Below are 26,927 nucleotides of genomic sequence, written 5' to 3' on the forward strand. Positions count from 1 at the left end.
CGGCGCGCGGGCCCCGCGCAGGCGGGATGGGTTTGGCGGATAGGGGGAGTGGCCAGGTGGCGACCGTTAAAGAATCCTTGTGCCTGCATTCGTACTGGCGCTCCAGCGCCGCATACCGCGTGCGCATCGGCCTCAACCTCAAGGGGCTGGCCTACGACATCGCCCCGGTGCACCTGGTGCGCGACGGCGGCGAACAGCACAGGCCGGACTTCGCGGCGATGAACCCGCAGGAACTGGTGCCGGTGCTGCAGCACGGCCAGCGCATGCTGCGGCAGTCGCTGGCGATCCTCGAGTACCTGGACGAGATGTGGCCCACCCCGCCATTGCTGCCGGCCACCGCGCGCGATCGTGTCCGCGTGCGCGGGCTGGCGCAGCTGGTGGCGTGCGACATCCATCCGCTCAACAACCTGCGCGTGCTGCAATACCTCGAGCGCGACTGGGGCGTGCCGGGCGCGGAGCGCGATGTCTGGGTCAAGCACTGGATCGTGGAAGGCTTCCGCGCGCTGGAAGCTCTGCTGGCTGGAAATCCATCGACCGGCGAGTACTGCGACGGCCACGCGCCCGGCCTCGCGGACTGCTGCCTGGTGCCGCAGGTCTACAACGCGCGGCGGTTCGGCGTCGACATGGCGCCGTTCCCGATCATCGCGCGCATCGAGCGCGAATGCCTGCAGCTGCCGGCGTTCGACGCCGCGCGCCCCGAGCGCCAGCCCGACGCGCCGGAAATGGCCTGACGCCTCAGTGCGAGGCGTGGCCGGTGTCGAAGACGTCGGCGTAGGGGTCGTGTTCGTCGCCGCCTTCGGACAGGCGGAACTTCAGGTCCAGGCCGTCGCGGGAATCCGCCGCCCGCAGCGCGGTCTCGCGCTCGATGCGGCCTTCCTTGAACAGCCGGAACAGGCACTGGTCGAACGACTCCATGCCTTCCTCCAGCGATTCCTCCATCGCCTGCTTGATCTCGTGAACCTGGCCGCGGCGCAGCAGGTCGCGGATCATCGGCGTGTTGATCAGCACTTCGGTCGCCGGCATGCGGCGGCCATCGGTGCCCACGACAAGGCGCTGCGACACCACCGAGCGCAGGTTCAGCGCCAGGTTCATCAGCACGTTCTTGTGCGCCGCCTCGGGGAAGAAGTTGAGGATGCGCTCGATGGTCTGGTCGGCGTTGTTCGAGTGCAGGGTCGCCAGGCAGATGTGGCCGGTTTCGGCGAATGCGATCGCGGCCTCCATGGTGGTGGCGTCGAGGATCTCGCCGATCAGGATCACGTCCGGCGCTTCGCGCATCGCGTTCTTCAGCGCGTTGTGGAAGGCGTGGGTGTCGATGCCGACCTCGCGCTGGTTGACGATCGACTTCTTGTGCCGGTGCAGGTATTCGATGGGATCCTCGATGGTGAGGATGTGCCCGGACGTGGTGCTGTTGCGGTAGTCGATCATCGACGCGAGCGTGGTCGACTTGCCGGAGCCGGTGGAGCCGACGATGAGCACCAGGCCGCGCGGGGCCATGATGATCTCCTTCAGCACGGACGGGAGCTGCAGCTCCTCGATCGACGGAATGGTGCTGCGGATCGAGCGGATCACCATGCCGACTTCGCCGCGCTGCTTGAACACGTTGACGCGGAAGCGCCCCGAGTCCGCCAGCGACAGCGCCATGTTGAGCTCCAGCTCGCGCTCGAACTGCGGCACCTGGCCTTCGTCCATCAGCGAGTAGGCGATCTTCTTGACCATGCCGGGAGGCAGGCCGGTGTTGCCGAGCGGGTAAAGCCTGCCTTCGACCTTGATGTACACCGGCGCGCCGGTGGTCAGGAACATGTCGGAGGCATTCTTTTCCGTCATCAGCTTGAGGAAATAGCCGATGTCCATTGACGAAATCCCCTGTCGCGCCGCGCCGGCACATTGCGTACCGCGCGGATGCTGATAACAATGGCCGCGCGATCCCCCAATCGGCACGACCCCCTATGCGCACAAGCTTCGCACAAATCCAGACGGCCCTGCATGGCCTGTGTCTCGTTCCGGTGCTCGTTCTCGGGGCCTGCGCGAGCCTGCCGCCGCCCACGGCCGAACTCTCCGCCGCGCAGCAGGCGGTTTCGCGCGCCGATGCTGCCGATGCCCAGCAGTACGCGCCCGAGGAACTTGAGCGTGCACGCACCGCGCTGAGCCGCGCGCAGTCGGCGATGGCGATCGGCAAGGAGCGTGACGCGCGCGTGCTGGCCCAGCTCGCGGCAGCTTCGGCCGACCTCGCCAACGCCCGCAGCCAGCAGGCACAGACCGCATCCGCGCTCGCCCAGCGCCGCAGCGAGGTGGCCGGCCTGCGCCAGCGGCTCGGCGTGGAGGGCACGCCATGACGCGCCTCCTCGCCAGTGCGGCGATCGCAGTCGCGCTACTGGCCGCGCCGGCCTTGGCGCAGGCCCAGGCGCGCGGGCAGGTGCCGGCCAAGTCGCAGGCCGCCAGCGACCTGGCGCGCCTGGAGTCGCGGCTGCATGCAATCGAAATCGATCCCGCCCGCAACACGCTGGCCTCGTACGAGCGCCTGCAGGCCCGCCAGGCGCTGGATGCGCTGGCTGCCGCGAGGAGCGGCCAGGCGCGCACCGATGCCCACCAGGTGGCTGAATGGCGGGTCGAAACTGCCGAGATCGCGGCAGCCAACGCCGTCGACCGTCGCGAGCTCGACCGCCTCGAGCGCGAGCGCAGCGAACTTCTGGTGGAAGCCAGCCGCCAGGATGCCGCCCGCGCGCGTGCAGAGGCCGAGCGCCTGCGCATCCAGGCCCAGGTGCAGGCCGAGGAGGCCGAGCGCCTGCGCCTGGCGGCCGAGGAGGAATCCAGCGCCCGCCAGCAGGTCGAAGGCGTGCTGGATGACGTGGCCGGCGCGCAGGCCGCCAAGCTGCGCGCCGCGCGCCAGCGCGAGGCCGAGCTCAAGCGCCAGGAAGCCGAGCTCATGCGGGACGTGCCGGGACCTGCCAGGCGCCCGCACTGAGGCCGGCAGGGGCCTGAAACCGGGTTCCGCCGGCGCCTGTCCGGCGCCTGTCCGCGCCTCCCGGCGGACCCTTGCCCCTCCCGATCCGGAGGAGTAGGGTCGAACATGCAGGCGGCGACCACCTACGGTGAGGCCGCCTCGCGGAGCGGAAGGGTGACGTGACGGAATCGTGCGACTCCAACGGGAATGTCGCCGCGGGCAAGGCCCCGCGGACGTTCCCGAGGGGGCGTCCGGAGCGCGCCGGTCCAGCTTCAAACGACACGCCTCGGGCCGCAAGGTCCGGGGCGTTTTTGCATGTCCGCGCGGAGGGTCGCGCGGGTCACAGCTGAAAGGAGGTTTCCATGTTCGAAGGTCAACCGCAGGCGGAAATGGACGAGCTGTTCAAGTCCAACCCGGAGTTCCGCCAGCTCTACCACCGGCACAAGGAACTCGACAAGAAAGTGCTCGATGCGGAACTCGGCGTGCTGCCGATCGACGACACCAGGTTGTCACAGATGAAGCGCGAGAAACTCGTCGCCAAGGACCGCCTGGCGCAGATGTTCAATACCCTGACCCACTGATCCCGCTCCCCCACGCAGCGTAAAGGCCACCGTGTGCGGTGGCGGCCACCCTCGTCGGTCGTCGCCGCACACGTGCCACATGCCGGGGCCGCGCAACGGATGGCGACGCGCGATGCGATAATCGCCGCCCCGTTGCACGACAGGCTGCCAGGCATGCCCATCCACGATTCCGTCCTCGGACTCATCGCCGATACCCCCATCGTCAAGGCGCAACGCCTGGATGCGGGTTGTTGCGAGCTGTATTTCAAGCTCGAGAGCCAGAACCCCGGCGGTTCGATCAAGGACCGCATCGGCATGAGCATGATCGAGGCCGCCGAGGCGCGTGGCGACATCAAGCCCGGCGACACCCTGGTGGAAGGCACGGCCGGCAACACCGGCATCGGCCTGGCACTGGTGGCGCAGCAGAAGGGCTACAAGCTGGTGCTGGTGGTCCCCGACAAGATGAGCCGGGAAAAGATCTTCAACCTCAAGGCGATGGGTGCCGAGGTCGTGCTGACACGATCGGACGTCGCCAAGGGCCATCCGGACTACTACCAGGACCTGGCCGAGCGGCTCGCCGCGGAGACGCCAGGCGCGTATTTCATCAACCAGTTCGGCAACCCCGACAACCCGGCCGCGCACGAACACGGCACCGGACCGGAGATCCTGCGCCAGATGGCCGAGGTCGGCGGGCTCGACGCGATCGTGTTCGGCTGCGGCAGCTCCGGCACGATGAGCGGTCTGTCGCGCTGCTTCGCCACGCAGGCGCCGGCCGTGGAGATGGTGCTGGCCGATCCGGTCGGCTCGATCCTTGCCGAGTACATCAACGAGGGCACGCTGAGCGACAAGTCCGCCAGCTGGATGGTGGAGGGCATCGGCGAGGATTTCCTGCCGTCGATCTCCGACTTCTCGCGGGTGAAGAAGGCCTACGCGATCACCGACAAGGAAAGCTTCCTGACCGCGCGCGAGCTGCTGGCCAAGGAAGGCATCCTCGGCGGCTCCTCCACCGGCACGCTGCTGGCCGCCGCGCTGAAGTACTGCCGCGAGCAGACCACGCCGAAGAGGGTGCTGGTGTTCGTCTGCGACACCGGCAACAAGTACCTGTCGAAGATGTACAACGACTACTGGATGCTCGACAACGGCTTCATCGAGCGCGAGCAGCACGGCGACCTGCGCGACCTGATCCTGCGCCCGTTCTCGCAGCGCGACACGGTAGTGGTGGGGCGCAACGACCTGCTGGTCACCGCCTACCAGCGCATGAAGCTGTACGAGATCTCGCAGCTGCCGGTCATGGATGGTGACGAGCTGGTCGGCATCCTCGACGAGTCCGACGTGCTGCTGCACGTCTACGGCGACGAGGCGCGGTTCCGCGACCCGGTGTCGACCGCCATGGCCAGCAAGCTGGAGGTACTGGACGTCAAATCGCCCATCGAGTCGCTGCTGCCGGTGTTCGACCGCGGCCAGGTGGCGATCGTGATGGACGGCGGACGCTTCCTGGGCCTGATCACCCGGATCGACTTGCTGAACTGGCTCCGTCGCCGCGTCAACTGAGCCGCGCTGGCGGGCGGGGCGGCCCTGCCCCGATGCTACAATCCGCAGTCTTTTCAAGCGGATGTGAAGGCATGCACGACGACCAGGGTCACGGCGGCGCGGACGCCTCCGGTTGGGGCCACGGCACCCGGGCGATCCACGCCGGGCAGTCGCCGGATCCCTCCACCGGCGCGGTCATGACGCCGATCTACGCGACCTCCACCTACGCGCAGTCCAGCCCGGGCGTGCACCAGGGCTTCGAGTATTCGCGTACCCACAATCCCACGCGCTTCGCCTACGAGCGCTGCGTGGCCGGGCTTGAGGGCGGCAGTCGCGGCTTCGCGTTCGCCTCCGGCCTCGCCGCCAGCGCAACGGTGCTGGAGCTGCTCGACAGCGGCGCGCACGTCATCGCCATGGACGACCTCTACGGCGGCAGCTACCGGCTGTTCGAGCGCGTGCGCCGGCGCACCGCGGCGCTGGATTTCAGTTTCGTCGACCTGACCGATCCCGCCGCGTTCGAGGCCGCGATCACCCCGCAGACGCGGATGGTCTGGGTGGAGACCCCGACCAACCCGATGCTCAAGGTCGTCGACCTCAAGGCGATCTCGGCGATCGCCCGCAAGCACGGCCTGCTGATGGTGGTCGACAGCACCTTCGCCTCGCCGATCCTGCAGCGCCCGCTGGAGCACGGCGCCGACCTGGTGCTGCACTCGGCCACCAAGTACCTCAATGGCCACTCCGACATGGTCGGCGGCATGGTGGTGGTGGGCGACAACGCTGAGCTCGCCGAGCAGCTGGCGTTCCTGCAGAACTCGGTGGGCGCGGTGCAGGGGCCGTTCGACAGCTTCCTCGCGCTGCGCGGATTGAAGACCCTGCACCTGCGCATGCGCGCCCACTGCGACAACGCGCTGGCGCTGGCGAAAAAGCTCGAGACCCATCCCGCGATCGAACAGGTGATCTACCCGGGCCTGCCGTCGCATCCGCACCACGCGCTCGCCGCGCGCCAGATGGATGGCTTTGGCGGCATCGTGTCGGTGGTGGTGAAGGGCGGCCTCGCCGGTGCCACCCGCTTCTGCGAGCGTTTGAAGATTTTCACCCTGGCCGAGTCGCTCGGCGGGGTGGAGAGCCTGGTCAACCACCCGGCGGTGATGACGCATGCGTCGATCCCGGTGGAGCGCCGCGCGGTGCTCGGCATCAGCGATGCGCTGGTGCGGCTGAGCGTCGGGGTGGAGGACGTGGCCGACCTGCTGGCTGACATCGAGGCGGCGCTGGATACCGTCGTTCCATGATGCAGCCTCCGGGCGCGGCATCCGGCTACGGGTTGGGCGTGCCTTCGGCGCTGGCCTTTGCCGTGGCTGGAGTACTCCCGGAGGGAGAAGCCGCGCCGCGCCTGGGGCATCGGCGCGCGGGCGAGGGCTACGAACAGGCCCGCCGCGTGACGGGCGAGGTGGTGGCGGTCGACCAGGGCCTCACCCTGCGCTTCGCGCTGCCCGCCGTGCCTGTCGACTTCATCCTGGTCGAGCCTGCCGCCGTCCCGGGGCACTACTGCATTCCGCGCATGGTTTACGCGGGCCGGGAGGTCGACGATCTTGGCCGTCGCGTGATCGCCGCACATGCCTGCCTCGGCGAAGCGCCGGCCGGGGGCGGCATCCGCTTCACGAGCATGGAAGGTCGTCCCGCGGTGGAATTGGACGTGCGCGGCCTGGCAGGCGACACGTCCGGGCGCCACGTTGAGCTGGTGCTGTGTCGCGACGCCGATGGCGCTGTCGCGGCGGATGCGCTGGCGCAGGTCCAGGCGTCCATCGCCCGCGAGCGCGACGCCACCCGGGCGGACTTCGCGCGGGTGACGCGCACGCTTGCCACGGTGTCCGCACGCATCGAAGGCATTTCGGCCGCCATCGGTACGCCTGTTGACGGGGCGGCCGGCCCGAACCTGGCTGAGCGCGTCGAAGCGTTCGCCGCCGCCGACGCGGCGCGCGATGCGCGGGTCGCCGCCATGGAGCTGCAGCTCGCCCCGTTGGTCGACGCGTTGGCGCGATCGGAACAGTCTCTGGCCGCGCTAGTGCCTGTCATCGAGCGCGCCACCGCAGTCCGGGCCGCGAGCGACACCGCCGCCGCGACCGACCGCGAGACGACCGCGAGCGATTACGAGGGCCTTCGCCAACTGCTGCTCACGCTCCAGGGCCAGGTGGAACGCGTGACCCATTCGGTCGAAAACGTGTTCTGGCGTCGCTGGTTGCGTCGCCTGCGCGGAGGCGGCCAGTGACGGACGCAGTGCCGGACATGCAGGCGGATTGCCCGCTGCCGCTTGCGTATGCGCCGCTCAACCAGCTGCAGGCGCTCGACGACGGCGCCTGGTTGGCCCTGGGCGATGACCCGTATTTCCTTGTGCAGCTTCCCGCCGCGGCGCGCGACGGCGGCACCTTGCGCATCAGCGTCGAGCTGGACGGCGAGCATCTGCAGCGCCCCTGCATCTACCTGGATTCCGGCAATGGCTGGACCGAGTCCGGACGGGTCGAGCTCCTGCTCGACGGCCCCGGGCACTGGGCCGCGGTCGCATCCGTGGACGCGCTGGCGGGCCCGGCACGCTTCGACCCCAGCGAGTGCGCCGGCCGCTTCCGCCTCGGCGCAGTCGCGCTTGAGCGTGTCGCCCCGGCTGACCTGCTGCTCGAGCTGCTCGCACGCGACGCGGCGATACACCCCGATTCGGCTGCCGCCGTGCTCGCGCATGCCATGGCGCTGGCGGATGAGGCCGGCCACCGGCACGCCTGCGAATGGTTGCTCGCCGCTGGCCCCGATCGCCTGCGCGAGCCGCCGGGGTCCTATGCCGCGTGGGTCCGCCTGCACGATTCGCTTGGTTCGGCCGAGCTGGATGCCCTGCGCTCGGCCGTGCGCACGATGCCGGCGCGGCCCCTGCTGTCCCTGCTGCTTCCGCTGTCGGGTGAGCGCCACGACCTCGTGCGGGCCTCGATCGCATCACTTCTCGGGCAGTGTTACCCGGACTGGGAGCTCCTGCTGGTCTGCGACGAAGAGGCGCTGTCGGCCCCGATGCGCGACACCGTCGCAGCGGCGGTCGCAGCCAGCAGCCGTGTCCGCCTGATCGAGGGGCGAGCGGACGATGTCGCGGCCTGGAACCTGGCGCTCGCGTCCGCCGCGGGCGCCTGGATCGGCGTGATCGAAGGCGCACCCGTATTCGCTCCGCACGCACTGCTGGCGCTTGCGCATGCGGTGGCAAGCGATCCAGCGGCCGGCATCGTGTATTCCGACTGCGACCGGATCGACGCCGCGGGGCGCCGCCACTCGCCGAGCCTCCGCCCCGACTGGAACCCTGACCTCTTCCTGGCGCGTGACTACCTTGGCAGTGCGTTGCTCCTCGATGCCAGCCTGGCGCGCGCCGCCGGTGGCTTCCGCGCCGACCATGCCCCCGCCCTCGTCGCCGACCTGGCGCTGCGTTGCCTTGGCCATGCCGATGCCACGCCGGTCCACGTGCCGATGGTGCTGTCGCACTGGCCCGACGTCGCGGGCGTCGACCAGGCCACCCATGCCGAGGCGCGCCGCAACGCGCTGCGCGAGCACCTCGGCGACCGCGTGCTTGCGGTCGAACCGGCGGTGGACGGTGCGCGCCTGCGCTGGCCGCTGCCCGCGCAACCGCCCCGTGTCAGCATCATCATTCCCACGCGCGACCGCGTGGACCTGTTGCGCCTCTGCGTCGAAAGCATCCTGTCGCTGACGACCTACCCGGATTTCGAGCTGCTGGTGGTCGACAACGGCTCCAGCGACGCCGAAGCGCTCGAGTACCTCGCATCGCTGGAATCGCGGCCGCGGGTGCGGGTGCTGCGCTACAGCCTGCCGTTCAACTATTCGGCGATCAACAACTTCGCCGTCGGGCAGGCCGCGGGCGAAGTCGTGGCGTTGCTCAACAACGACATCGAGGTGATCTCGCCGCACTGGCTCGACGAGATGGTCGCGCATGCGCTGCGCCCCGGCATCGGTGCGGTCGGCGCGATGCTGTACTACCCGGACGACACCATCCAGCACGCCGGCGTGGTGGTGGGTCTGGGCGGCGTTGCCGGCCACGTCTATTCCCGCCAGCCGCGCGGCAGCAGGGGCGAGGAAGCCCGTGCCGCACTCGTCCAGGACATGACCGCGGTGACGGCCGCCTGCCTGGTGGTGACCAGGTCCGCGTGGGAAGGGGTCGGCGGCCTGGACGAATCGCTGATGGTGGCGTTCAACGACATCGATTTCTGCCTGCGCCTGCACCGCGCCGGCCTCCGCAACCTGTGGACGCCGCATGCCGAGCTCTACCACCACGAGTCCGCGAGCCGCGGCAGCGAGGACACGGAGGAGAAGCTGCGCAGGTTCCACTCCGAGGTCGCGTTCATGATCGAGCGCTGGAACGGAATGCTCGACGACGATGCGGCCTACAACCCCAACCTCTCGCTCGGCCACGGGGCGGCGAACGAACTCGCGTTCCCACCCCGCCGCGGACTGCGGCATTGGCTCGGGCACGTGCTCGCGGCCCGGCCGGCGGCGACCGCCATTGAACGATCCTGGACAACCCGATGATGGAACCTGACGACGCTCGCAGCTCCGCGAGTGCGATTGTGACGCTGCCGCTGCAGCCGAGCAGCCACCTGCGCATGTGCGCCGACGTCAACACCTGGGAAGCGGTCGGCAACGACCCCGCCTTTCACTGCGCGCTGCCTGCCGGAGGGCTCGCACCCGGCTGGTACGAAGTGGACATGGTGCTGGACCTGCTGCAGGGCCCGCAGCTGTGGAGCTATTTTTATCCCGACTACGGCGATCCGGACCTTGAGCGCCACAAGGTGTTCGTGCCACTGCGCGACGTCGGTGACGGGAGGCAGCGCGCGATCGTCCTCTTCACGAACCATGTCCACCGCCTGCGCTTCGATCCGGCGGTAGCGGTGTGCAAGTTCCGCCTCGGCGACTTGCGCCTGCGCCGGATGGGGCGGCGCGAAGCGGCCGGGGGGATGCTGCGCGACGTGCTCCGAAGTCCGGCAACCGGCGCCGGCGAGAAGCTGCGGCAAGTGGCCAGCCTGGCGCGGCAGTTGCTGTCCGGCGGCGCCTCGGCGTTTGCCGGGCGCCTGTACTCCCTGTATTCGCGCGCCCCGGAGGGCAGCGCCAACGTCGGCTACCAGACCTGGATCGACCTCTACGATCCGTGCTCGCCCGAAGTGCTCGAAGCGGCTGGCCGCGAGGCCGCGGCGCTCGTGGTGCAGCCGCTGTTTTCGATCATCGTGCCGGTCTACGACACCGCGGAACACTGGCTGCGCAAGTGCGTGGCCAGCGTCCGCCAGCAGGTGTATGGCAACTGGGAGCTGTGCCTGGCCGACGATGCCTCGCCCTCACCCCACGTGCGCAGGCTGCTCGCGGAACTGTCGGCCGAGGATTCGCGCATCAAGGTGGTCCACCGTGACAGCAATGGGCATATTTCCGCCGCGTCCAACAGCGCCATCGAAGAGGCCTCGGGCGACTGGCTGGTGCTCCTCGACCATGACGACGAACTGCATCCGCGCGCGCTGGCCGAACTGGCGGGTGCGATCAACCGTTTCCCGCACTGGAAGCTGATTTTCAGCGACGAGGACAAGATCGACGAGAACGGCGTCCGCTTCGACCCTTACATGAAGTCGGACTGGAACTACGACCTGTTCCTGTCGCATAACTGCATCAGCCACCTCGGCGCGTACGACGCGGCCATGGTGCGCGAAGTGGGTGGTTTCCGCGTGGGGATCGAGGGCAGCCAGGACTGGGACCTCGCACTGCGCTGCATCGAGCGCATCCGCCCTGACCAGGTGGGGCACATCCCCAAGGTCCTGTACCACTGGCGCGCGATCAAGGGATCCACCGCGCTCGCGCCACAGGAGAAGGGCTATGCGCACCACGCCGGGCTGCGCGCGATCGCCGGGCACCTGGAGCGCACCTCGTCCTCGGGTCGCGTGGAGGAAATCCCGGGACAGCATGGCAACTACCGCGTCCGCTATGCCGTACCCGACCCGGCGCCGCTGGTCAGCATCATCATCCCGACCCGCGACAAGGTCGAGCTGCTGAAGGCATGCATCGACTCCATCGTGGAAAAGACCACGTACCCGGCGTACGAGATCGTCGTGGTCGACAACCAGTCATCGCAGCAGGATGCGCTGGACTACCTCGCGTCGCTGCGGGGCGATCCGCGGGTGAAGGTCATCGCGTATGACGCGCCGTTCAACTATTCGCGCATCAACAACCACGCGGTGGCCGCGGCGCGCGGCACAGTGCTGTGCCTGATGAACAACGACATCACCGTGATCAGTCCGGACTGGCTCGAGGAAATGGTGGGTCACGCGTGCCGGCCCGGCATCGGCGCGGTGGGCACCATGCTGTACTACCCAAACAACACCATCCAGCACGCTGGCGTCATCCTGGGCGCGCATGGCATTGCGGCGCATGCGTATTCGGGCCACGGGCGTGGCTACCCGGGGCACATGAGCCGGGCACGCCTGATCCAGGAGCTCAGCGCCGTCACGGCCGCGTGCTTGGTGGTGACCCGCGAGTCCTACGAATGCGTCGGTGGCCTCGACCCGCTGCTGAGCGTCGCGTTCAACGATGTCGACTTCTGCCTGCGGCTGCGCGAGGCGGGCTATCGCAATGTGTGGACGCCGTACGCAGAGCTGTACCACCACGAATCCGCGACGCGTGGCTACGAAACATCCCCCGAGAAGATGGAACGCTTCAACGGCGAGGTGGTTTTCATGCGTAATCGGTGGGGCGAAGCCTTGCAGTACGATCCCGCCTACAACCGCAACCTGAGCATCAACGACGAGCTGTACCAGTTGGCCTACCCGCCGCGTGATCAGTGGCCGGGTCCGCCGCTGCGGGCGCTCGACCGCTGAGACAGACGCGCGACCCACGCGATTCCGAAATCCCAACGACCTATCCACGATCTTCCAACGACTGGAGACACCATGAACAAGATGATCCTGATGGCACCCGCCCTGATTGCGGGCATGCTCGTTGCCGGCTGCGGCGAGCGCCCTGCCGACAGCACGGCGGTGGCCGATCCGGCTGCTTCGGCTCCAGCGTCTGCGCCAGAGGCAAGCGTCGTCGCCCCGGTCGCCGCCGCCACCGTCCCTTACGCGATGATGGCGGGCGCACCCACGGTCGGCCATTGCGCGCTGGACGTGGTGAACGGGATCCATGCCCCGTCGGTGACCGTGCCGGTGGGCAGCAAGGCGATGTTCGGCGGCTGGGCCGCCAGCCCGGAGATCCAGGTGCCGGTGGATGCGTTGTTCGTGCTGGCCAACGGCGCCGACAGCCATGCCGTACCGCTGGTCGCAGGCGCGGAGCGTCCTGACGTCGCCGCCGCCCTGGCCAGCGAGGCGCTCGCGCAGGCCGGTTACAACCTGGAGATCGACCTCGCCGCCGTTCCCGCGGGCAGCTATGGCCTGGTGATCGTGCTGGACCAGGCGACCTCGGCGTACTGCGACCTCGGCACCCGGCTGGTGCTCGAGTGATCGAAGGCCGCAACGATGGTGCCTGAGACGGCTGCGCGCGCGATGGGCGCGCAGCGGTTGCGGAGGCTGCTCGCGCCGTTTTCGGCGATCGGGCGCCATGCCGACCTCACCCGCGAGCTGGTGCTGCGCGACATCCTCGGGCGGTACCGCGGCGCCACGTTCGGCCTGTTCTGGTCGCTGCTCGGGCCGCTGATGATGCTGGTGATCTACACGGTCGCGTTCGGCCAGATCCTCGGCAGCCGGTGGAACCAGGCAACGAACGCCGACGCACCGTTTGGCGTGGTGCTGTTCCTCGGCATCATGGTGCACGGCTTCTTCGCCGAATGCCTTGGACGCGCGCCGCGGCTGATGGTCGACAACAGCAACTACGTCAAGCGCGTGGTGTTCCCGCTGCATATCCTGCCGTGGACGGTGATGCTCGCGGCCGGCTTCACCCTGCTGGCCAACCTGGTGGTGTTCGCACTGCTGGCAAAGCTGCTGGCGGGCACGTTTTCCCCATACATCGTGCTGGTTCCGGTGGTGATGCTGCCGCTCGCGTTGCTGGCGGTGGCGGTGGGCTGGCTGGCGTCATCGCTGGGCGTGTATCTCCGTGACCTGAGCCAGGCGATCCCGGCGATCGTGACGGCGCTGTTGTTCCTGTCATCGGCAATCGTGCCCGTGGAGGCGCTTTCCGAGCAGTACCAGCTGGTCTTCAAGCTCAACCCGCTGACGTTCTTCATCGACCAGGTGCGTGAGGTCGCGCTGTGGGGCAGGCCGCCGGACTGGATCGGGTGGGCGTGGCGCGGCGTTGCCAGCATCGTGATCCTGTACGCCTCCTATGCCTGGTTCCGGGCCACCAGCCGTGGATTCGCCGATGTCCTCTGAACCGGTCATCCGCCTGCGTGGGGTCGGCAAAGCCTTCCCCATGTTCAACAAGCCGTACCAGCAGCTGCTGCATGTGCTGGCACCCAGGCTGCGGCCCGTCGAGGAGTTCCATGCGCTGAGGGACGTCAGCCTGGACATCCGCCGCGGCGAGAGCATCGGCGTGATCGGGCGCAACGGCTCGGGGAAATCCACGCTGCTGCAGATCATTGCCGGCATCCTGCAACCCACGACCGGCGAGCTGATGGTCTCGGCGCGCATCGCGGCCTTGCTCGAACTGGGTGCGGGCTTCAACCCCGAATTCACCGGGCGCGAGAACGTGCGCATGAACGCGTCGCTTCTTGGCCTGAGCCAGCGCCAGATCGACGAACGCATGGGCGGCATCCTCGCGTTCGCCGAGATCGGCAGCCACGTCGACCAGCAGGTCAAGACGTATTCCAGCGGCATGTTCATGCGCCTGGCGTTCGCGGTCGCCGTGCATACCGACCCGGACGTCCTGATCGTGGACGAGGCGCTGTCGGTCGGCGACATCTACTTCCAGCGCAAGTGCTTCAAGCGCATCGAGCAGATGCGCCAGGACGGCTGCACGCTGCTGTTCGTCACGCACGCGATCGATTCGGTGCTGCAGCTCTGTGACCGCGGCATCGTCCTCGATGGCGGGCGCGTGGTGTTCGACGGCGACGCGCAACCGGCGGTGAAGCAGTACCTCAAGGTGGTGTTCGGCGAGCTGCAGCAGGAACCGGAACCCGCCGACGCGCCACCCGGGCCCGCCGGTGCGGACGCCGAAGCCGATGCCGAAGCCGAAGCCGCGCAGGACCGCAACGAGATCGCGGAATTCATGGCCGGCGGCGCGCGCGAGCTGCTGGCCACGCGGCCCGGCTACAACCGCGACGAGACGCGGCTCGGCGACGGCCGCGCGCGCACCGTTGATTGCATGGTGGTCGGCGATCACGGCAACGGGCCACTGGTGCCCGCGCGCTCGCCGTTCCGGCTGCTCGTCCGCTATCACGCGCCGCTGGCGCTCGACCGGCTGATCTTCGGCCTGCGCGTCTGCACCGTCACCGGCGCGGTGGTGTACAGCTCGAACACCCTGGTGTCGAAGGGCGAGCTCTACCGGTGCGATGCCGGCACCACGACCGTGGCGGAGTTCGACCTGCGTTGCTCGTTGTTGCGGGGCCAGTACTTCGTGACCGTGGGCGTTTCGCAGCTCGACGAGGACGGCCACGAGATCCATGCGATCGACCGCAGGGCCGACGTGTTGATCCTGACCGTCACCGGCGAGCTGAACCACGCAGAAGGCGTGGCCGACATGGAAGCGGGATTCACGCTGGAGGCGCAGGCCGGCGCGATCCAGTCGATGGGATGACGAGATGATGACCGGGCCCATGGATCAGCTGCTGGTGTCGTCGGTGAACGGGGGCGGAGTGTTCCTGCTCGGGCCGGACGGGGTCGAGCGCTGGTCGAAGGTGGATACGACCGGCGTCGCGCTGGTGCCGACCGGCGCCGTGCTGGCCCGCCAGGCCGAAGGCCTGGCGGAGCTGCGCTGGCTGCGTGGCCGGGAAGTCGTGCGCGTGAACCTCGCGGCCGAGTCGCTGGATCTCCACGACGTCAAATGGCACGCAGGTCACCTGTATGTCGTCGCGACGCAGCACAACGTGATCCGCGAGCTGGGCCCCGACTTCGCGCTGCTGCGCCAATGGTCGTTCCCCGGTGACGAGGATTCGCAGCACATCAATTCCGTGTGCATGCACGAGGGCCGACTGCTCGCATCGCGGTTCGGCCGCTTTGCCACGCACAGGGGCTACAAGGGCGCGACGCTTGGCGCCGGTGAAGTGTTCGATGTCGAGTCGGGCGAAGTCGTGATCGACGGACTGTCGCAACCGCACTCGCTGGTGTCGCACGAAGGTCGCCTCTGGCTCTGTGATTCGGAAGCCCGCACGTTGCGGTGTTACCGCGATTTTCGCGAGGACGCCGCGTTCCTGCTCGATGGCTATGTCCGCGGGCTCGCGTTCGGCCCCGGCGGCCGGCTGCATGCCGGCCTCAGCCGCAGCCGCAACGCGGAGCCCGGTGGCATCGCGTCGGCCTGCGTGGTCGTCTTCGACGTGGACAGCATGCGCGAGCTCACGCGCGTGTCGCTGCCGGTCGACGAGGTCTACGACATCGTGGTGGTGCCACCGGCGGCCCTCGAGGACCTGCGCACGGCTGCCTTCGCCGATGCGGTTGCCGAGTACGACACGCTCGTCGACGCCCGCAACCGCGCTGCGGCGGAGGTCACCGACGCGCTCAGGGATCTGTCCACGATCCACCACGCTGCCAACCTGCGGATCGCGGAACTCGATGCCCAGGCCGCGACGACGTCCCGCGAGCTGGAGGAAGTCCGTAGGCTCCTGGTCGCGGCGGAGGCGCAGGACCGCGAAGACGCCGCCTGGGCGGGCATGCTCGAAGCCGAAGTGGAGCGCCTGTGGTCGGCGCTGGTATCGGGGACGGACGCTGCGAGTACCGGCGGCAGGGCTGCGCTCGCTCAGCGCGTTTCGCGTGCGGACCTGCCGGTGGCCGGCCTCGCGTTCCCCGTGCACGACACTCCGCTGGTGTCCATCCTGGTCACGTCCTACGGCCACTTCGAACAGACCCGCCGCTGCCTTGAGTCGATCCGCGACGCCGGCGCGGAGGTAGCGTTCGAAGTGATCCTCGTCGAAGACGCGTCGGGCGAGGTGGAGATGGACCGGTTCGCCCACGTCCCGGGCCTGGTCTACACGCGCAACGCCACCAACCTGGGCTTCCTGCGCTCGGTCAACGCCGCCTTGCCGCTGGTGCGCGGCAGCTTCCTGCACCTCCTCAACAACGACACCGTTGTCACCCCGGGATGGCTGGACGCACTGCTCCGGACATTCACGATCTATCACGACTGCGGGATCGCGGGCTCGATGCTGGTGTACCCCGACGGCCGCCTGCAGGAAGCGGGGGCAATCGTGTGGTCCGATGCATCGGGCTGCAATTTCGGGCGCGGCGGCGATCCATCCGGGCCACAGTTCGCCGCGGTGCGCGAGGTCGACTATGTGTCGGGCGCATCGGTGATGCTGCACACCCGGGTGTTCCGGGACATCGGCGGCTTCGACGAGCGCTACACGCCGGCCTATTACGAAGACACCGATCTCGCATTCCGCCTGCGCGAGCGCGGGCTGGTGAGCTACTTCCAGCCCGGGTCGGTCGTGGTGCACCAGGAAGGCCTGTCGCACGGAACCGATGAGGACGCTGGCGGCAAGGCGTGGCAGGCGCGCAACCGCGAGGTCTTCCGCGAGCGTTGGGCACACGAGCTGGCGCGCGCGCAGCTGCCTCCGGGCGAACACGTGTTCCTCGCGCGTAGCCGTGCACAGCTGAAAAAGATGGTGTTGGTGGTGGATGACCTTCCACCGCACACCGATCGCGACGCGGGCTCGCGGGCGATGTGGCAGTTGATGCGGTTGCTCTGGATGCGTGGCCTGGACGTCAAGTTCTGGAGCCATCGCACGGAGCATGAGCAGGGCTACCTGGACCTGCTGGCGATGCATGCCATCGAAATGGTCGGCAACGGCGACGGCGGTCGCGCGTTCGATGCGTGGATGCAGGACAACGGCCGCTACCTCGACTATGTCGTGCTCAGCCGTCCGCACGTGGCCATGGAGGCGCTGGATGCCGTGCGCCGGCATTCCGCGGCAAAGGTCATTTACTACGGCCACGATGTGCATCACCTGCGGCTGCAGGGTGCGCATGCGGTCCTCGGAACGGATGACGACGCCATCCAGGCGGACTCGTTGCAGGCGACGGAGCAGCACATCTGGAGTGCCGCCGACCTGGTTCTCTACCCGTCGCGGGACGAGACGGCACGCGTCAGCGAGTGGCAAGGGGCCAACCACGCGCCAGGGCGCGCCCGCACCGTGCCGCTGTTCGCCTATGAGCCGCCGCCGGCGTTGCCCGGAACCGCGGAGCAGGCCGTCGCGGGGCGCGACAGCGTGCTGTTCGTGGGTGGCTTCGCCCACGCTCCCAACGCCGACGGCATCCTCTGGTTTGCCGACGAGGTCTGGCCGCTGGTGCACAGGCGGCTGCCTGCGCTGCGGCTGGTGGTGGTCGGCGCCGATCCCGGCGAGCCGATCCGCGCGCTTGCAGGCGACGGCGTCGATATCGCCGGGGCCGTGACCGAGGACGAACTCCTGGCCGCCTACGGCCGCGCACGGGTCGCGGTCGCCCCGTTGCGGTTCGGTGCGGGCGTCAAGGGCAAGGTGCTGGAAGCCATGCACGCCGGCGTGCCCTGCGTCACCACGCCGGTCGGTGCGCAGGGCTTGAGCGACGCCGATGGCCTGGTGGTGGCCGCGCAGCCGGCCGAGATGGCCGCCGCGATCGTCCGCCTGGCCACCGACGCCGACGCATGGATGCAGGCATCGGGCGCCGGGCAGGCGTTCATCCGCGCGAACTTCTCACCGCAGGCGGTATGGGATGCGATCGCGGAGCTTGTCGACGCCACGCCCCACGCCGACGTGGCATCGCGACTCGCCCTGATTCAGGCGCCTTGATCCGGGCACCCTGATACGAGGCGGGACTCGAACGTCACCACGCCGATCCGTGATAGCGCATCTGGATGTTGGCGAGCGCATCAAACGTCAACGCTGGCATGCACAGCACGCAGGCGAGCAGCAGCAATCTGAGGGCGGGTCCCGCGCGCAGCGCGCAGAAGACCAGCACGAAGGCGAGCGTGGGAAGGAAGTAGCGACCCTGCAATCCTTCGATCATCGACGCGTCCGGCAGCGTCCATGCCAGGAACAGGGGGAAGGCCAACAACGCCAGCGAGCCAAGCGCGGCTCCAATGGCGACTACCCGGGTCAGCACCGGGATGCGCGTGCCATCAGGGTTCGTCCACAGGCTTGCAAGCAGGATGCCTCCGGCGACCGAATAGGCCCAACTCGAGAGCGGTATGTCCAGCCACCCGAGTCGGCCGATCATGGATTGGTAAAGCCCAAGCATGCCGTCGCCGAAGAACGTGTTGTAAGCCATGCGTGCGACCATCATCGGCTGCTCAGTCAGCATCGCGAGATTCGCTTCCGGCTCCACGCCTGATCTCGGATGCACTTTGCCTGCCGACCAGATCGTCCATGCGATGTGCAAAATCCAGGGAAGGATCATCGCGGTCATGGCAAGCTCGGCGTAGCGGGCGCGAGCGACGCGATATGCCGGGTAGCAGAACAGCACGGCGGCCAGGATCCACGCCGCACCCGGCTTCGCAAGGGCCAGCATCAAGGCCAGCGCCGGAAGGACCAGGCGCGCCCGTTCCGGCGCAAACGTTCCGCCAGCAACGCCGGACACCACGCCCAGGAAGCAGAAACTCAGCGACAACACCAGCGAATCCGCACTGATCGACGCCACCTGGCTGAGGGTCATCGGCAGCAACGCGATCGCGAACAATGCCCATTTGCCGAACGCCGCATGCCGGATGCCGTAAGCGACCAGGCAAGCCCCGATGAGCAGGTTGAAGAAACGGGCCAGGTCCAGGAACGTGTCAAAGGTGGTGCCGACGCTGCAGGAGGCGGCCAGAACCAGCGACGGGACGGCATACAGGTGCGGAGCGTACTGGTCGGCGGACGTAGGCAGCGCCCGAGGCGCGCGATTGCACGCCAGCGGCTGCTCCAGAAGCCGTTGCAGTTCTGCGTCGTCGAGCACACCGGGTCGCTCGACGCGGCCCCGGAGCGTCCCGTACATCGCATAGACATCGACGACCGGCACGGAGCCCGAGTCTCCCAGCCAAACGCCGCCATCGATCTTGGCGATCTTGCTGAGATGGGCCGCTTCGTCGGGTACGCCATTGGGTGGCAGTGCCTGGAGGATGAGCGTACCGAGCACCAGCATGAGCACCAAAGCGAGCCAATGCGCGCGACGCCAGCACCATGCAAACGTTGATGTCGCGACCCGCGATACACCCGGTGCGCCGTCCACGATGCGCAGCGCCGCGGAAAGTGCAGCCAGTGCGGTCAGCGCGGCGAGCGACATTGCCGCAATCCACAGTGCGGATGTGCGGGCGACTGGCTGTATCCGTGCTTTGAGGACCACGAAAGGATCTGGTGCGAGCCGGGAGAACTCGAGCGCCATGCAGGTCTCTTCGTGCCGGATCTCCACATCGTTGGCAGCGATGACGTCGTAGAGGAACTTCGCGCCGTCGCGGCCCCGGAGTTCACAGAGCCGCAGAGGAGCGCTCCCCGGGGCAGGGTCGATTCTCAGGTGCGTTGCGTCACCTGAAGGGAGCCGCAGCCGGATCTTCTCCTTCCGTGACCGGATTCCGACGACCTCCGATGAGTCCTCCGTGAAACCACCATCCGCCGAATGGAAGACCTGGAGCTTTGTCGGCTCCGAAACCTCTGCTTCGAACTTCACGGTCGAGCGCGTATGCAGCCAGGCGGCCGCGAACACAGTGGTCGCGGCAAATGCCAGCAGCAATACCGTCGCCAGGCGCCAGCGGCGCGTGGCAACCCGCGCATGCAACGATGCTGCGAGGGACGCGATCTGCCCGGCCCGGAAGGTGGGTTCGGGGTTGGAAGGACTCGCAGGCACAGGAAACTCCCTCGGTGTGCGACAACGCTTTCCGGTGTCCCTCGCGCATCCTGTCCCCGATCTCTCAGCGAGGCAGGGCGCGGTCAAGCATGACGGCCGCGAAGTATACCGGGGGCGGAAAGAGCTGGGCGTTTGTGACAAATGGGCGGGACTGTCAAGAACACGTCGTGCGAAAGGCCCGACTGTCCTAAAGGACGCTTGTCGTCCCATGGGTGCCCGCTAGACTTGCGGGATACGACCCTGGAGCAGCCAGACATGTCCCATCCCGCCACGCCGGACGCCGGCACCGCATCGCCGCCCGCTGGATCGCCGTCGGGGAAGGTGTTTCCCTCCGCCGAAGCGGCCCTGCACGGACTCGTTGCCGACAACCAGACGCTCGCCGTGGGTGGTTTCGGCCTGTGCGGCATTCCCGAGGCGCTGATCGCCGCGCTGCGTGATTCGGGCGCCAAGGGCCTGACCGCGATCTCCAACAATGCCGGCGTCGACGGCTTCGGCCTCGGCCAGCTGTTGGCCACGCGCCAGATCCGCAAGATGATTTCGTCCTACGTGGGCGAAAACAAGGAGTTCGAGCGCCAGTACCTGGGCGGCGAACTCGAGCTCGAGTTCAACCCCCAGGGCACGCTGGCCGAGCGCCTGCGCGCCGGTGGCGCAGGCATCCCGGCGTTCTTCACCGCCACCGGCTACGGCACCATCGTCGCCGATGGCAAGGAGACCCGCGAGTTCGGCGGCAAGCATTACGTGATGGAAACCGCGCTGGTCGCCGACGTGTCGCTGGTCAAGGCCTGGAAGGCCGACCGCGCCGGCAACCTGGTGTTCCGCAAGACCGCGCGCAACTTCAACCCCGCCTGCGCGATGGCCGGAAATGTGTGCGTGGCGGAAGTGGAGGAGCTGGTGGAGGTGGGCGACATCGATCCCGACCAGGTGCACCTGCCCGGTATCTATGTGGACCGCATCGTGGTCAACGCCACGCCTGAGAAGCGCATCGAACAGCGTACCGTGCGCGAAGGAGGCAAGTGATGGCCTGGACGCGAGACCAGATGGCGCAGCGCGCCGCGCGCGAGCTCACCGACGGCATGTACGTCAACCTCGGCATCGGCCTGCCCACCATGGTGGCCAACCACATCCCTGACGGCGTGGACGTGTGGCTGCAGTCCGAGAACGGCCTGCTCGGCATCGGCCCGTTCCCGACCGAGGACGAGCTCGACGCCGACCTCATCAACGCCGGCAAGCAGACCGTCACCGCGCGCGCCGGCGCCAGCTACTTCGGCAGCCATGACTCCTTCGCGATGATCCGCGGCGGGCACATCGACCTGGCGATCCTCGGCGCGATGGAGGTCACCGACAAGGGGGACCTGGCCAACTGGATGGTGCCCGGCAAGATGGTCAAGGGCATGGGCGGCGCGATGGACCTGGTGGCCGGCGTGAAGCGCGTGGTGGTGCTGATGGAGCACTGCACGAAGAATGGCGAGCCGAAGATCCTGCCCGAGTGCACGCTGCCGCTGACCGGGGTGGGCGTCGTGAGCCGCATCATCACCGAGCTGGCGGTGTTCGACGTCACGGCGGACGGGCTGCGGCTCGTCGAGGCCGCGGAGGGCGTGGACGAGGACACGCTGCGCGCGAAAACCGGCGTGCCGTTCCGCAAGGCGTAAAAGAAAGAGGCCGCAATCGCGGCCTCTTTCGTTGCTGCTGGCGGCCGCGCCGCGCCGCCGGGCGGACTCAACCGCCGAGCGCCGCCTCCAGCTCCGGCAGCACCTGGAACAGGTCGCCGACCAGGCCGATGTCGGCCACTTCGAAGATCGCCGAGTCGGCATCCTTGTTGATGGCGACGATGGTGCCGGCGTCCTTGATGCCGGTGAGGTGCTGGATCGCGCCGGAGATGCCGATCGCGACATACAGCTCCGGCGCGATGATCTTGCCGGTCTGGCCGACCTGCATCTCGTTGGGGCAGTAGCCGGCGTCGACCGCGGCGCGCGATGCGCCCACCGCCGCGCCGAGCTTGTCGGCGAACTTGTAGATCACCTCGAAGTTCTCCTTCGAGCCCACGCCACGGCCGCCGGACACCACGCGGCGCGCCGACTGCAGGTCGGGGCGATCGGTGGAGCCTGCGGCGAGCCCGACGAAGCGGGTATGGCCTGGCAGGGTTGCGTCGACGCTGGCCGCCTCGATGGCGGCGCTGCCGCCCTTGCCTGCTTCCTTCCACGACGCGGTGCGCACGGTGGCGACCACGACCTGGTCGGCGGCCGCTTCGACGGTGACGATGGCGTTGCCTGCGTAGATCGGGCGCTTGAACACGTGGCTGCCTTCGACCGCCATGACATCGGACACCTGCGCGGTGCCGAGCAGCGCGGCCACGCACGGCATCAGGTCCTTGCCGAACGTGGTCGAGGGGCCGAACACGTGCGTGTAGCCGGCGGCCAGCGCGGCCACCTGCGGCGCCAGCACCTGGGCGATGGCGTGCTCGTTGGCGGCGTTGGCCACGGTGAGCACGCGCGCCACGCCGGCGATCTGCGCGGCTTCCGCGGCGACGGCGGCGGGATCGGACGCCAGCACCACGATGTCGATGGCGTCCGGCGACAGTGCCTGCGCGGCGGTGACGCACTTGGCGGTGGATGCGTTGAGCTTGCCGCCGAGGTGTTCGGCGACGATCAGGACCTTGGTCATCAGAGCAACCCCTTTTCCTTCAGTGCGGCAACCAGCTCGGCCGCGTCCTTGACCATCACGCCCTTGCTGCGCTTTGCCGGCGCGGCGTACTGCGTGGCCTTGAGCGCGCCGCCGCCCTCGACGCCGAGGTCGGCGTACGGGATCGATTCCAGCGGCTTGGACTTGGCCTTCATGATGTCGGGCAGCTTGATGAAGCGCGGCTCGTTGAGGCGCAGGTCGGTGGTGATGACCGCCGGCAGGTCCACTTCCAGCGTTTCCAGGCCGGCGTCGACCTCGCGGGTGACCGTGGCACGGCCGTCGGCAACCTCGAGCTTCGACGCGAACGTCGCCTGCGGGCGGCCCCAGAGCGTGGCCAGCATCTGGCCGGTCTGGTTGGCGTCGTCGTCGATCGCCTGCTTGCCGAGGATCACCAGGTCCGGCTGTTCCTTTTCCACCAGCTTCAGGAACGCACGCGCGGCGGCCAGCGGCTGCACGTCCTGGCCGGCGTCGATGACCACGTGGATGGCGCGGTTGGCGCCCATGGCCAGGCCGTTGCGCAGGTGCGGCTGCGCGTCGGCAGGCGCGATGGTCGCGACCACGACTTCGGTGGCAATGCCCTTGTCGCGCAGGCGCAGGGCTTCTTCCAGCGCGATCTCGTCGAAGGGGTTGGCCGACAGCTTGACGCCGTCGGTGATCACGCCGGTACCGTCCGGCTTGACCTGGATGCGGACGTTGTAGTCCACCACGCGCTTGTAGCCGACGAGGATTTTCATCGTTGCGGTGCGTCCTTGGGGGTAGAGCGGAAACCCGCGATTTTAGCGGGCCGGAGGCCGCGGCGCGAACTTGGCCGCCGCGGTGGGGCGGCCATCATGCCCCGGCGGCTGGCCGCAGCACGCGCCGCCCGAGCAGGAACGTCACCGGCATGCTGGCCGCAACCGAGAGGAACGGCGCCAGCCGCGGGTCGATGCCGAGCGGTCCGATGGCCAGTTCCAGCACGCTGGCGCCCACCGCCCAGCCGGCCAGGCACACCAGCGGCCAGGCGGCGAAACTGCGCCATCCACGCCGCGCACGGAACGCGTAGCGGGTGTGCAGCAGGTAGCCGAGGCCCACGCCGACCACGAAGCACACCGCGTACGCCGCCTGCGGCGCCATCCACGGCAGCAGCAGCCAGTACACGATCAGGCAGGCGACCGTGTTGGTGCCTCCGGCCGCGACGAAACGCACGAAGGTGGCGGCGGTGCCGTCGTGGCGCAGCGCGGCCAGCAGCCTGTTCATGCGCCGGGCGCGGCGGCAGCCAGCGCCAGAAAGGTGTCGTAGTCGCGGATGTAATCGGCGGCGTCGTAGGCGTGCGATGCGAACACCAGCAGCACCGCATCGGGCGAATAGCGGTACTGCGTGCCCCAGGTCATCGGCGGCAGGTGCAGGCCCAGTTCGGGTGCGTCGAGGGTGAACTCGCGGCGGTGGCGGCCGTCGTCGGCCAGCACGCGCACCGAGCCGTGCACGCAGACCAGGAACTGGTGGCATTCGCGATGCGCGTGTTCGCCGCGGGTCTCGCGCGAGGGCACGTCGAACACCAGGAAGTACCGCGCCGGCGCGAACGGCAGGTCGCGCGCGAACTCGCCAACCGCCAGCGAACCACGCAGGTCGATGAAGCGCGGCAGCCGCACCAGGCGCGCGCCGCCGGTGCCTGGCAGCGGATCGCTGCCGGTACCGGCAGGCGTCAGGGATGCGGACTCGCGCGGGGCATCGCGCGTATCGCCGGCGAGCACCTGGCCGGCGTCGTCATCGGTGACATAGCCGACGATGCGCGCCGGGTTGCCGACCACGATGGCGTTCGCCGGTACCGAACGGGTGATCACCGCGCCGGCGCCGATCATCGCGCCGCGGCCGATGCGCACGCCGGGCAGCAAGGTGGCGTTGGCGCCGATCGACGCGCCGTCCTCGACCACGGTTTCCGCGTAGCGCTCCGGGCGCTGCCGGCTGCGCGGGAAGATGTCGTTGCTGAAGGTGGCATTCGGGCCGACGAAGACGTCGTCGCCCAGGCGCACGCCGTCCCACAGTTGCACGCCGCACTTGATGGTGGTGCGGTCGCCCACCACCACGTCGCCCTCGATGAACACGCCGTCGCAGACGTTGCAGTCGCGGCCGATGCGCGCGCCCGGCAGCACGTGCGCGAATGCCCACACCCGCGTGCCGGCGCCGATGCTGTCGCTCTCGCACAGCGCATTGGGATGCACGTAGTGGCTCATGGTGCCTCGCCCTCGAAGGTCTGTTCGCTGTGCACAAGCGCCAGCGGGCGCGCCTTGGTGTTCTCGAACGCGCGCCAGGCATAGCTGCCCACCACGCCCAGGCCGAGCGTGTTGATGGCGCCGAAGAACAGAATGGTGAACACCGTGGCCGCGTAGCCCGGTACGGTCACCAGGCCCGACACCTTGGCCACCACCACCACCACCGCGAGCGCCACCGCCACCACCAGCGCCAGCGCGCCGGTCGCGAACAGGATGCGCACCGGCAGGTCGCTGAAGGCGAACACGCTGTCGGAGAAGTATTTGAGCTTCTTGCCGAGCGTCCACGCGCTGCGGCCGTGCTCGCGCCGGCGGCGCTGGTAGGGCAGGAACACGCGGCGCCCGCCCAGCCAGAACAGCTGTGCAAGCAGGCTGGTGTTGGACTCGCGCAGGGCCACCAGGCGGTCGCGGAAATCGGCGCTGACCGCGAAGATGTCCACGCCGCCGCGCGGGATGTCGGGCATCACCAGGCGCCGGTACAGCGACCAGAACAGCGTGGACAGCAGCTTGCCGAAGAACGGGTCGTCGCGCCCGTCGCGCACGCCGAAGCCGACGTCGGCACGGCCGTCGCGCAGCGCGGCGAGGAAGCGCAGCGCAAGTTCCGGTGGCTCCTGCAGGTCCGCCGCCATCACCGCGATCACCTGGCCTCGCGCCCGCTCCAGGCCGACGCGGATCGCCGGGAAGGCACCGAAGTTGCGCGTCAGCTCGACCAACTGCGCGGGGAAGCCCGCGGTCGGCAGCGCGTCGCGCAGCAGCGCGTGGCTGTCGTCGGGGCTGCCGTCGACCACCAGCACGGCCTCGAAGCCGCCTTCCGTCGCGCTCGCGAGCCCGCGCAGCGCGTCGAGCAGCGGCGCGATGGAGCCGGCATTGCGGTACACCGGCACCACCACCGAAAGCGCGGGGGTCAGAAGCGGTTGCATGCGGCGATCACCCTCTCGGCTTCGTCATCGGTCAGCTCCGGGAAGCATGGCAGCGTCAGCGCGGTGCGCGCATGGCGTTCGGTCATCGGCAGCGACCGGCCCGCGTAGCGCCCGCCGAAGCAGGGCTGCTGGTGGTCGGGCAGCGGGTAGTGGATGTCACTGGCGATGCCGGCCGCGTCCAGGTGCGCGCGCAGCGCATCGCGGGACTCGCTGTGCACCACATAGAGATGCGCCACGTACTCGTCGCCGGCGACCGGTGGCACCGCGATGCGCGCATTGCGGATGCCCTGCGAATAGCGGTTGGCGATGTCGCGGCGGCGCCCGTTCCAGCCGTCCAGCAGCGGCAGCTTGAGCGACAGCACGCGCGCCTGCAGCTCGTCGAGACGGCTGTTGCGGCCACCTTGCAGGGTGTTGACGTACTTCTGTTCCCACCCGTACTGGCGCAGCGCGCGCACGCGCGCGGCCACTGCGGCGTCGCGGGTGACCACGGCGCCGGCGTCGCCGAGCGCGCCGAGGTTCTTGGTGGGATAGAAGCTGAAGGCGGCGGCATCGCCGAATGCGCCTGCGCGGCGACCGTCCGGGGTGCGCGCGCCATGCGCCTGCGCGCAATCCTCGACGAGCGCGACACCATGCGCGCGGCAGGTGTCGGCAATGGCGTCGATCCGCGCGAGGCGGCCGTACAGGTGCGTGGCCACCACCGCGCGCAGCGGGCCGTCGCTGTCGCAGGCGCGCGCCAGCTGCGCCGGGTCCAGCGTGGCGTCGGCGTCGACATCGACGAACACCGGCTCCGCGCCACAGGCCAGCGCGGCCGTGGCGGCGTACATGGCGGCGTTGGCGGGCACGGCGACGCGGTCGCCCTGCACGACGCCGACGGACTTCAGTGCAAGCTCCAGTGCGTCACTGCCGTTTGCGACGCCGACGCAGTGGGCCACGCCGCAGTACGTCGCAAAGGCGGACTCGAACGCCGCGACGCCCGGACCCAACACGTAATGCCCGCTGTCCACCACGTCGGCCAGCGCCGCGGCGAGCTCGACGCGCAGCGCGGCCACGTGGCGCACCAGCGAATTGACGGGAACAAGGGGTGGGCGCATGCGTCACGGCGGTAC

23 protein-coding genes are annotated in these 26,927 nt (G+C 68.8%); 15 read left to right on the forward strand and 8 right to left on the reverse strand.

Annotated features, from left to right (window positions below; all coding sequences use genetic code 11):
* Nucleotides 1-56: 56 nt before the first annotated feature.
* A complete protein-coding gene (gene maiA, locus JGR64_RS02260) occupies nt 57-731 on the forward strand; it encodes a maleylacetoacetate isomerase (protein ID WP_234446981.1) in 675 nt (224 codons plus the stop codon).
* 4 nt (nt 732-735) lie between these two features.
* On the opposite strand, the gene JGR64_RS02265 is transcribed toward maiA, so the two are convergent.
* Nucleotides 736-1,851 (reverse strand): PilT/PilU family type 4a pilus ATPase, encoded by a 1,116-nt coding sequence (locus tag JGR64_RS02265; RefSeq protein ID WP_199374911.1) that lies wholly within the window; start codon nt 1,849-1,851, stop codon nt 736-738.
* A 95-nt stretch (nt 1,852-1,946) separates the two neighbouring features.
* On the opposite strand from JGR64_RS02265, the gene JGR64_RS02270 reads away from it, so the two are divergent.
* The 12 genes from JGR64_RS02270 to JGR64_RS02325 all read left to right on the forward strand — a co-directional run bounded on the left by JGR64_RS02270 (nt 1,947) and on the right by JGR64_RS02325 (nt 17,950).
* A complete protein-coding gene (locus JGR64_RS02270) occupies nt 1,947-2,333 on the forward strand; it encodes a DUF4398 domain-containing protein (RefSeq protein WP_199374912.1) in 387 nt (128 codons plus the stop codon).
* A complete protein-coding gene (locus tag JGR64_RS02275) occupies nt 2,330-2,962 on the forward strand; it encodes a hypothetical protein (RefSeq protein WP_199374913.1) in 633 nt (210 codons plus the stop codon). The genes JGR64_RS02270 and JGR64_RS02275 overlap by 4 nt, the downstream gene beginning before the upstream one ends.
* 341 nt (nt 2,963-3,303) lie before the next feature.
* Nucleotides 3,304-3,522 (forward strand): YdcH family protein, encoded by a 219-nt coding sequence (locus tag JGR64_RS02280; protein ID WP_199374914.1) that lies wholly within the window; start codon nt 3,304-3,306, stop codon nt 3,520-3,522.
* Between the two features lie 153 nt (nt 3,523-3,675).
* Complete coding sequence (locus JGR64_RS02285; RefSeq protein ID WP_199374915.1) at nt 3,676-5,052, forward strand: pyridoxal-phosphate dependent enzyme; 1,377 nt, start codon at nt 3,676-3,678, stop codon at nt 5,050-5,052.
* A gap of 71 nt (nt 5,053-5,123) precedes the next feature.
* Nucleotides 5,124-6,320 carry a cystathionine gamma-synthase gene (locus tag JGR64_RS02290; protein WP_199374916.1) on the forward strand — a complete coding sequence of 399 codons (1,197 nt, stop codon included), beginning with the start codon at nt 5,124-5,126 and terminating at the stop codon, nt 6,318-6,320.
* A 38-nt stretch (nt 6,321-6,358) separates the two neighbouring features.
* Nucleotides 6,359-7,297 (forward strand): hypothetical protein, encoded by a 939-nt coding sequence (locus tag JGR64_RS02295; RefSeq protein WP_199374917.1) that lies wholly within the window; start codon nt 6,359-6,361, stop codon nt 7,295-7,297.
* Nucleotides 7,294-9,597, forward strand: coding sequence for a glycosyltransferase family 2 protein (locus tag JGR64_RS02300; RefSeq protein ID WP_199374918.1), 2,304 nt, complete (start codon nt 7,294-7,296; stop codon nt 9,595-9,597). Before JGR64_RS02295 ends, JGR64_RS02300 begins: the two co-directional genes overlap by 4 nt.
* Nucleotides 9,594-11,921, forward strand: coding sequence for a glycosyltransferase family 2 protein (locus tag JGR64_RS02305; protein WP_233348301.1), 2,328 nt, complete (start codon nt 9,594-9,596; stop codon nt 11,919-11,921). The genes JGR64_RS02300 and JGR64_RS02305 overlap by 4 nt, the downstream gene beginning before the upstream one ends.
* 72 nt (nt 11,922-11,993) lie before the next feature.
* Nucleotides 11,994-12,542, forward strand: a complete 549-nt coding sequence (locus JGR64_RS02310) for a hypothetical protein (protein ID WP_199374919.1) — start codon at nt 11,994-11,996, stop codon at nt 12,540-12,542.
* Nucleotides 12,543-12,557: 15 nt separating this feature from the next.
* On the forward strand, nt 12,558-13,406 hold the full coding sequence (locus tag JGR64_RS02315; RefSeq protein WP_199374920.1) for an ABC transporter permease: 849 nt from the start codon (nt 12,558-12,560) through the stop codon (nt 13,404-13,406).
* Nucleotides 13,396-14,769 carry an ABC transporter ATP-binding protein gene (locus JGR64_RS02320; RefSeq protein WP_199374921.1) on the forward strand — a complete coding sequence of 458 codons (1,374 nt, stop codon included), beginning with the start codon at nt 13,396-13,398 and terminating at the stop codon, nt 14,767-14,769. The genes JGR64_RS02315 and JGR64_RS02320 overlap by 11 nt, the downstream gene beginning before the upstream one ends.
* 7 nt (nt 14,770-14,776) lie before the next feature.
* Nucleotides 14,777-17,950 carry a glycosyltransferase gene (locus JGR64_RS02325; RefSeq protein WP_234446982.1) on the forward strand — a complete coding sequence of 1,058 codons (3,174 nt, stop codon included), beginning with the start codon at nt 14,777-14,779 and terminating at the stop codon, nt 17,948-17,950.
* Between the two features lie 34 nt (nt 17,951-17,984).
* Here the strand turns inward: JGR64_RS02325 and JGR64_RS02330 are convergent, their stop codons facing one another.
* Nucleotides 17,985-19,976, reverse strand: a complete 1,992-nt coding sequence (locus tag JGR64_RS02330; protein WP_199374923.1) for a DUF2142 domain-containing protein — start codon at nt 19,974-19,976, stop codon at nt 17,985-17,987.
* A 255-nt stretch (nt 19,977-20,231) separates the two neighbouring features.
* Between JGR64_RS02330 and JGR64_RS02335 the strand changes: the two genes are divergently transcribed.
* Nucleotides 20,232-20,993: a CoA transferase subunit A gene (locus JGR64_RS02335; protein ID WP_199374924.1), complete on the forward strand. Its 762-nt coding sequence runs from the start codon at nt 20,232-20,234 to the stop codon at nt 20,991-20,993.
* On the forward strand, nt 20,993-21,625 hold the full coding sequence (locus tag JGR64_RS02340) for a CoA transferase subunit B (protein WP_199374925.1): 633 nt from the start codon (nt 20,993-20,995) through the stop codon (nt 21,623-21,625). Before JGR64_RS02335 ends, JGR64_RS02340 begins: the two co-directional genes overlap by 1 nt.
* Nucleotides 21,626-21,692: 67 nt before the next feature.
* On the opposite strand, the gene JGR64_RS02345 is transcribed toward JGR64_RS02340, so the two are convergent.
* The 6 genes from JGR64_RS02345 to JGR64_RS02370 all read right to left on the reverse strand — a co-directional run bounded on the left by JGR64_RS02345 (nt 21,693) and on the right by JGR64_RS02370 (nt 26,912).
* Nucleotides 21,693-22,637, reverse strand: a complete 945-nt coding sequence (locus tag JGR64_RS02345) for an electron transfer flavoprotein subunit alpha/FixB family protein (protein WP_199374926.1) — start codon at nt 22,635-22,637, stop codon at nt 21,693-21,695.
* Complete coding sequence (locus JGR64_RS02350; RefSeq protein WP_199374927.1) at nt 22,637-23,389, reverse strand: electron transfer flavoprotein subunit beta/FixA family protein; 753 nt, start codon at nt 23,387-23,389, stop codon at nt 22,637-22,639. Before JGR64_RS02350 ends, JGR64_RS02345 begins: the two co-directional genes overlap by 1 nt.
* Nucleotides 23,390-23,483: 94 nt before the next feature.
* Entirely contained in the window at nt 23,484-23,891 is a 408-nt protein-coding gene (locus JGR64_RS02355) for a GtrA family protein (protein ID WP_199374928.1), read from the reverse strand.
* Nucleotides 23,888-24,865 (reverse strand): WxcM-like domain-containing protein, encoded by a 978-nt coding sequence (locus JGR64_RS02360; RefSeq protein WP_199374929.1) that lies wholly within the window; start codon nt 24,863-24,865, stop codon nt 23,888-23,890. Before JGR64_RS02360 ends, JGR64_RS02355 begins: the two co-directional genes overlap by 4 nt.
* Nucleotides 24,862-25,821, reverse strand: a complete 960-nt coding sequence (locus JGR64_RS02365) for a glycosyltransferase family 2 protein (RefSeq protein WP_199374930.1) — start codon at nt 25,819-25,821, stop codon at nt 24,862-24,864. The genes JGR64_RS02360 and JGR64_RS02365 overlap by 4 nt, the downstream gene beginning before the upstream one ends.
* Entirely contained in the window at nt 25,806-26,912 is a 1,107-nt protein-coding gene (locus tag JGR64_RS02370; protein ID WP_199374931.1) for a DegT/DnrJ/EryC1/StrS family aminotransferase, read from the reverse strand. The genes JGR64_RS02365 and JGR64_RS02370 overlap by 16 nt, the downstream gene beginning before the upstream one ends.
* Nucleotides 26,913-26,927 lie beyond the last annotated feature (15 nt).

Origin of the sequence: Luteimonas sp. MC1572 (assembly GCF_016615815.1) — a bacterium.
Lineage (GTDB): Bacteria > Pseudomonadota > Gammaproteobacteria > Xanthomonadales > Xanthomonadaceae > Luteimonas.

Excerpts from the sequence above, each read along its gene's own strand:
- JGR64_RS02265 (WP_199374911.1), bottom strand. The coding sequence starts at position 1,851 with ATGGACATCGGCTATTTCCTCAAGCTGATGACGGAAAAGAATGCCTCC.
- JGR64_RS02270 (WP_199374912.1), top strand. The coding sequence starts at position 1,947 with ATGCGCACAAGCTTCGCACAAATCCAGACGGCCCTGCATGGCCTGTGT.
- JGR64_RS02275 (WP_199374913.1), top strand. The coding sequence starts at position 2,330 with ATGACGCGCCTCCTCGCCAGTGCGGCGATCGCAGTCGCGCTACTGGCC.
- JGR64_RS02280 (WP_199374914.1), top strand. The coding sequence starts at position 3,304 with ATGTTCGAAGGTCAACCGCAGGCGGAAATGGACGAGCTGTTCAAGTCC.
- JGR64_RS02285 (WP_199374915.1), top strand. The coding sequence starts at position 3,676 with ATGCCCATCCACGATTCCGTCCTCGGACTCATCGCCGATACCCCCATC.
- JGR64_RS02290 (WP_199374916.1), top strand. The coding sequence starts at position 5,124 with ATGCACGACGACCAGGGTCACGGCGGCGCGGACGCCTCCGGTTGGGGC.
- JGR64_RS02305 (WP_233348301.1), top strand. The coding sequence starts at position 9,594 with ATGATGGAACCTGACGACGCTCGCAGCTCCGCGAGTGCGATTGTGACG.
- JGR64_RS02310 (WP_199374919.1), top strand. The coding sequence starts at position 11,994 with ATGAACAAGATGATCCTGATGGCACCCGCCCTGATTGCGGGCATGCTC.
- JGR64_RS02315 (WP_199374920.1), top strand. The coding sequence starts at position 12,558 with ATGGTGCCTGAGACGGCTGCGCGCGCGATGGGCGCGCAGCGGTTGCGG.
- JGR64_RS02320 (WP_199374921.1), top strand. The coding sequence starts at position 13,396 with ATGTCCTCTGAACCGGTCATCCGCCTGCGTGGGGTCGGCAAAGCCTTC.
- JGR64_RS02325 (WP_234446982.1), top strand. The coding sequence starts at position 14,777 with ATGACCGGGCCCATGGATCAGCTGCTGGTGTCGTCGGTGAACGGGGGC.
- JGR64_RS02335 (WP_199374924.1), top strand. The coding sequence starts at position 20,232 with ATGTCCCATCCCGCCACGCCGGACGCCGGCACCGCATCGCCGCCCGCT.
- JGR64_RS02340 (WP_199374925.1), top strand. The coding sequence starts at position 20,993 with ATGGCCTGGACGCGAGACCAGATGGCGCAGCGCGCCGCGCGCGAGCTC.
- JGR64_RS02345 (WP_199374926.1), bottom strand. The coding sequence starts at position 22,637 with ATGACCAAGGTCCTGATCGTCGCCGAACACCTCGGCGGCAAGCTCAAC.
- JGR64_RS02350 (WP_199374927.1), bottom strand. The coding sequence starts at position 23,389 with ATGAAAATCCTCGTCGGCTACAAGCGCGTGGTGGACTACAACGTCCGC.
- JGR64_RS02355 (WP_199374928.1), bottom strand. The coding sequence starts at position 23,891 with ATGAACAGGCTGCTGGCCGCGCTGCGCCACGACGGCACCGCCGCCACC.
- JGR64_RS02360 (WP_199374929.1), bottom strand. The coding sequence starts at position 24,865 with ATGAGCCACTACGTGCATCCCAATGCGCTGTGCGAGAGCGACAGCATC.
- JGR64_RS02365 (WP_199374930.1), bottom strand. The coding sequence starts at position 25,821 with ATGCAACCGCTTCTGACCCCCGCGCTTTCGGTGGTGGTGCCGGTGTAC.
- JGR64_RS02370 (WP_199374931.1), bottom strand. The coding sequence starts at position 26,912 with ATGCGCCCACCCCTTGTTCCCGTCAATTCGCTGGTGCGCCACGTGGCC.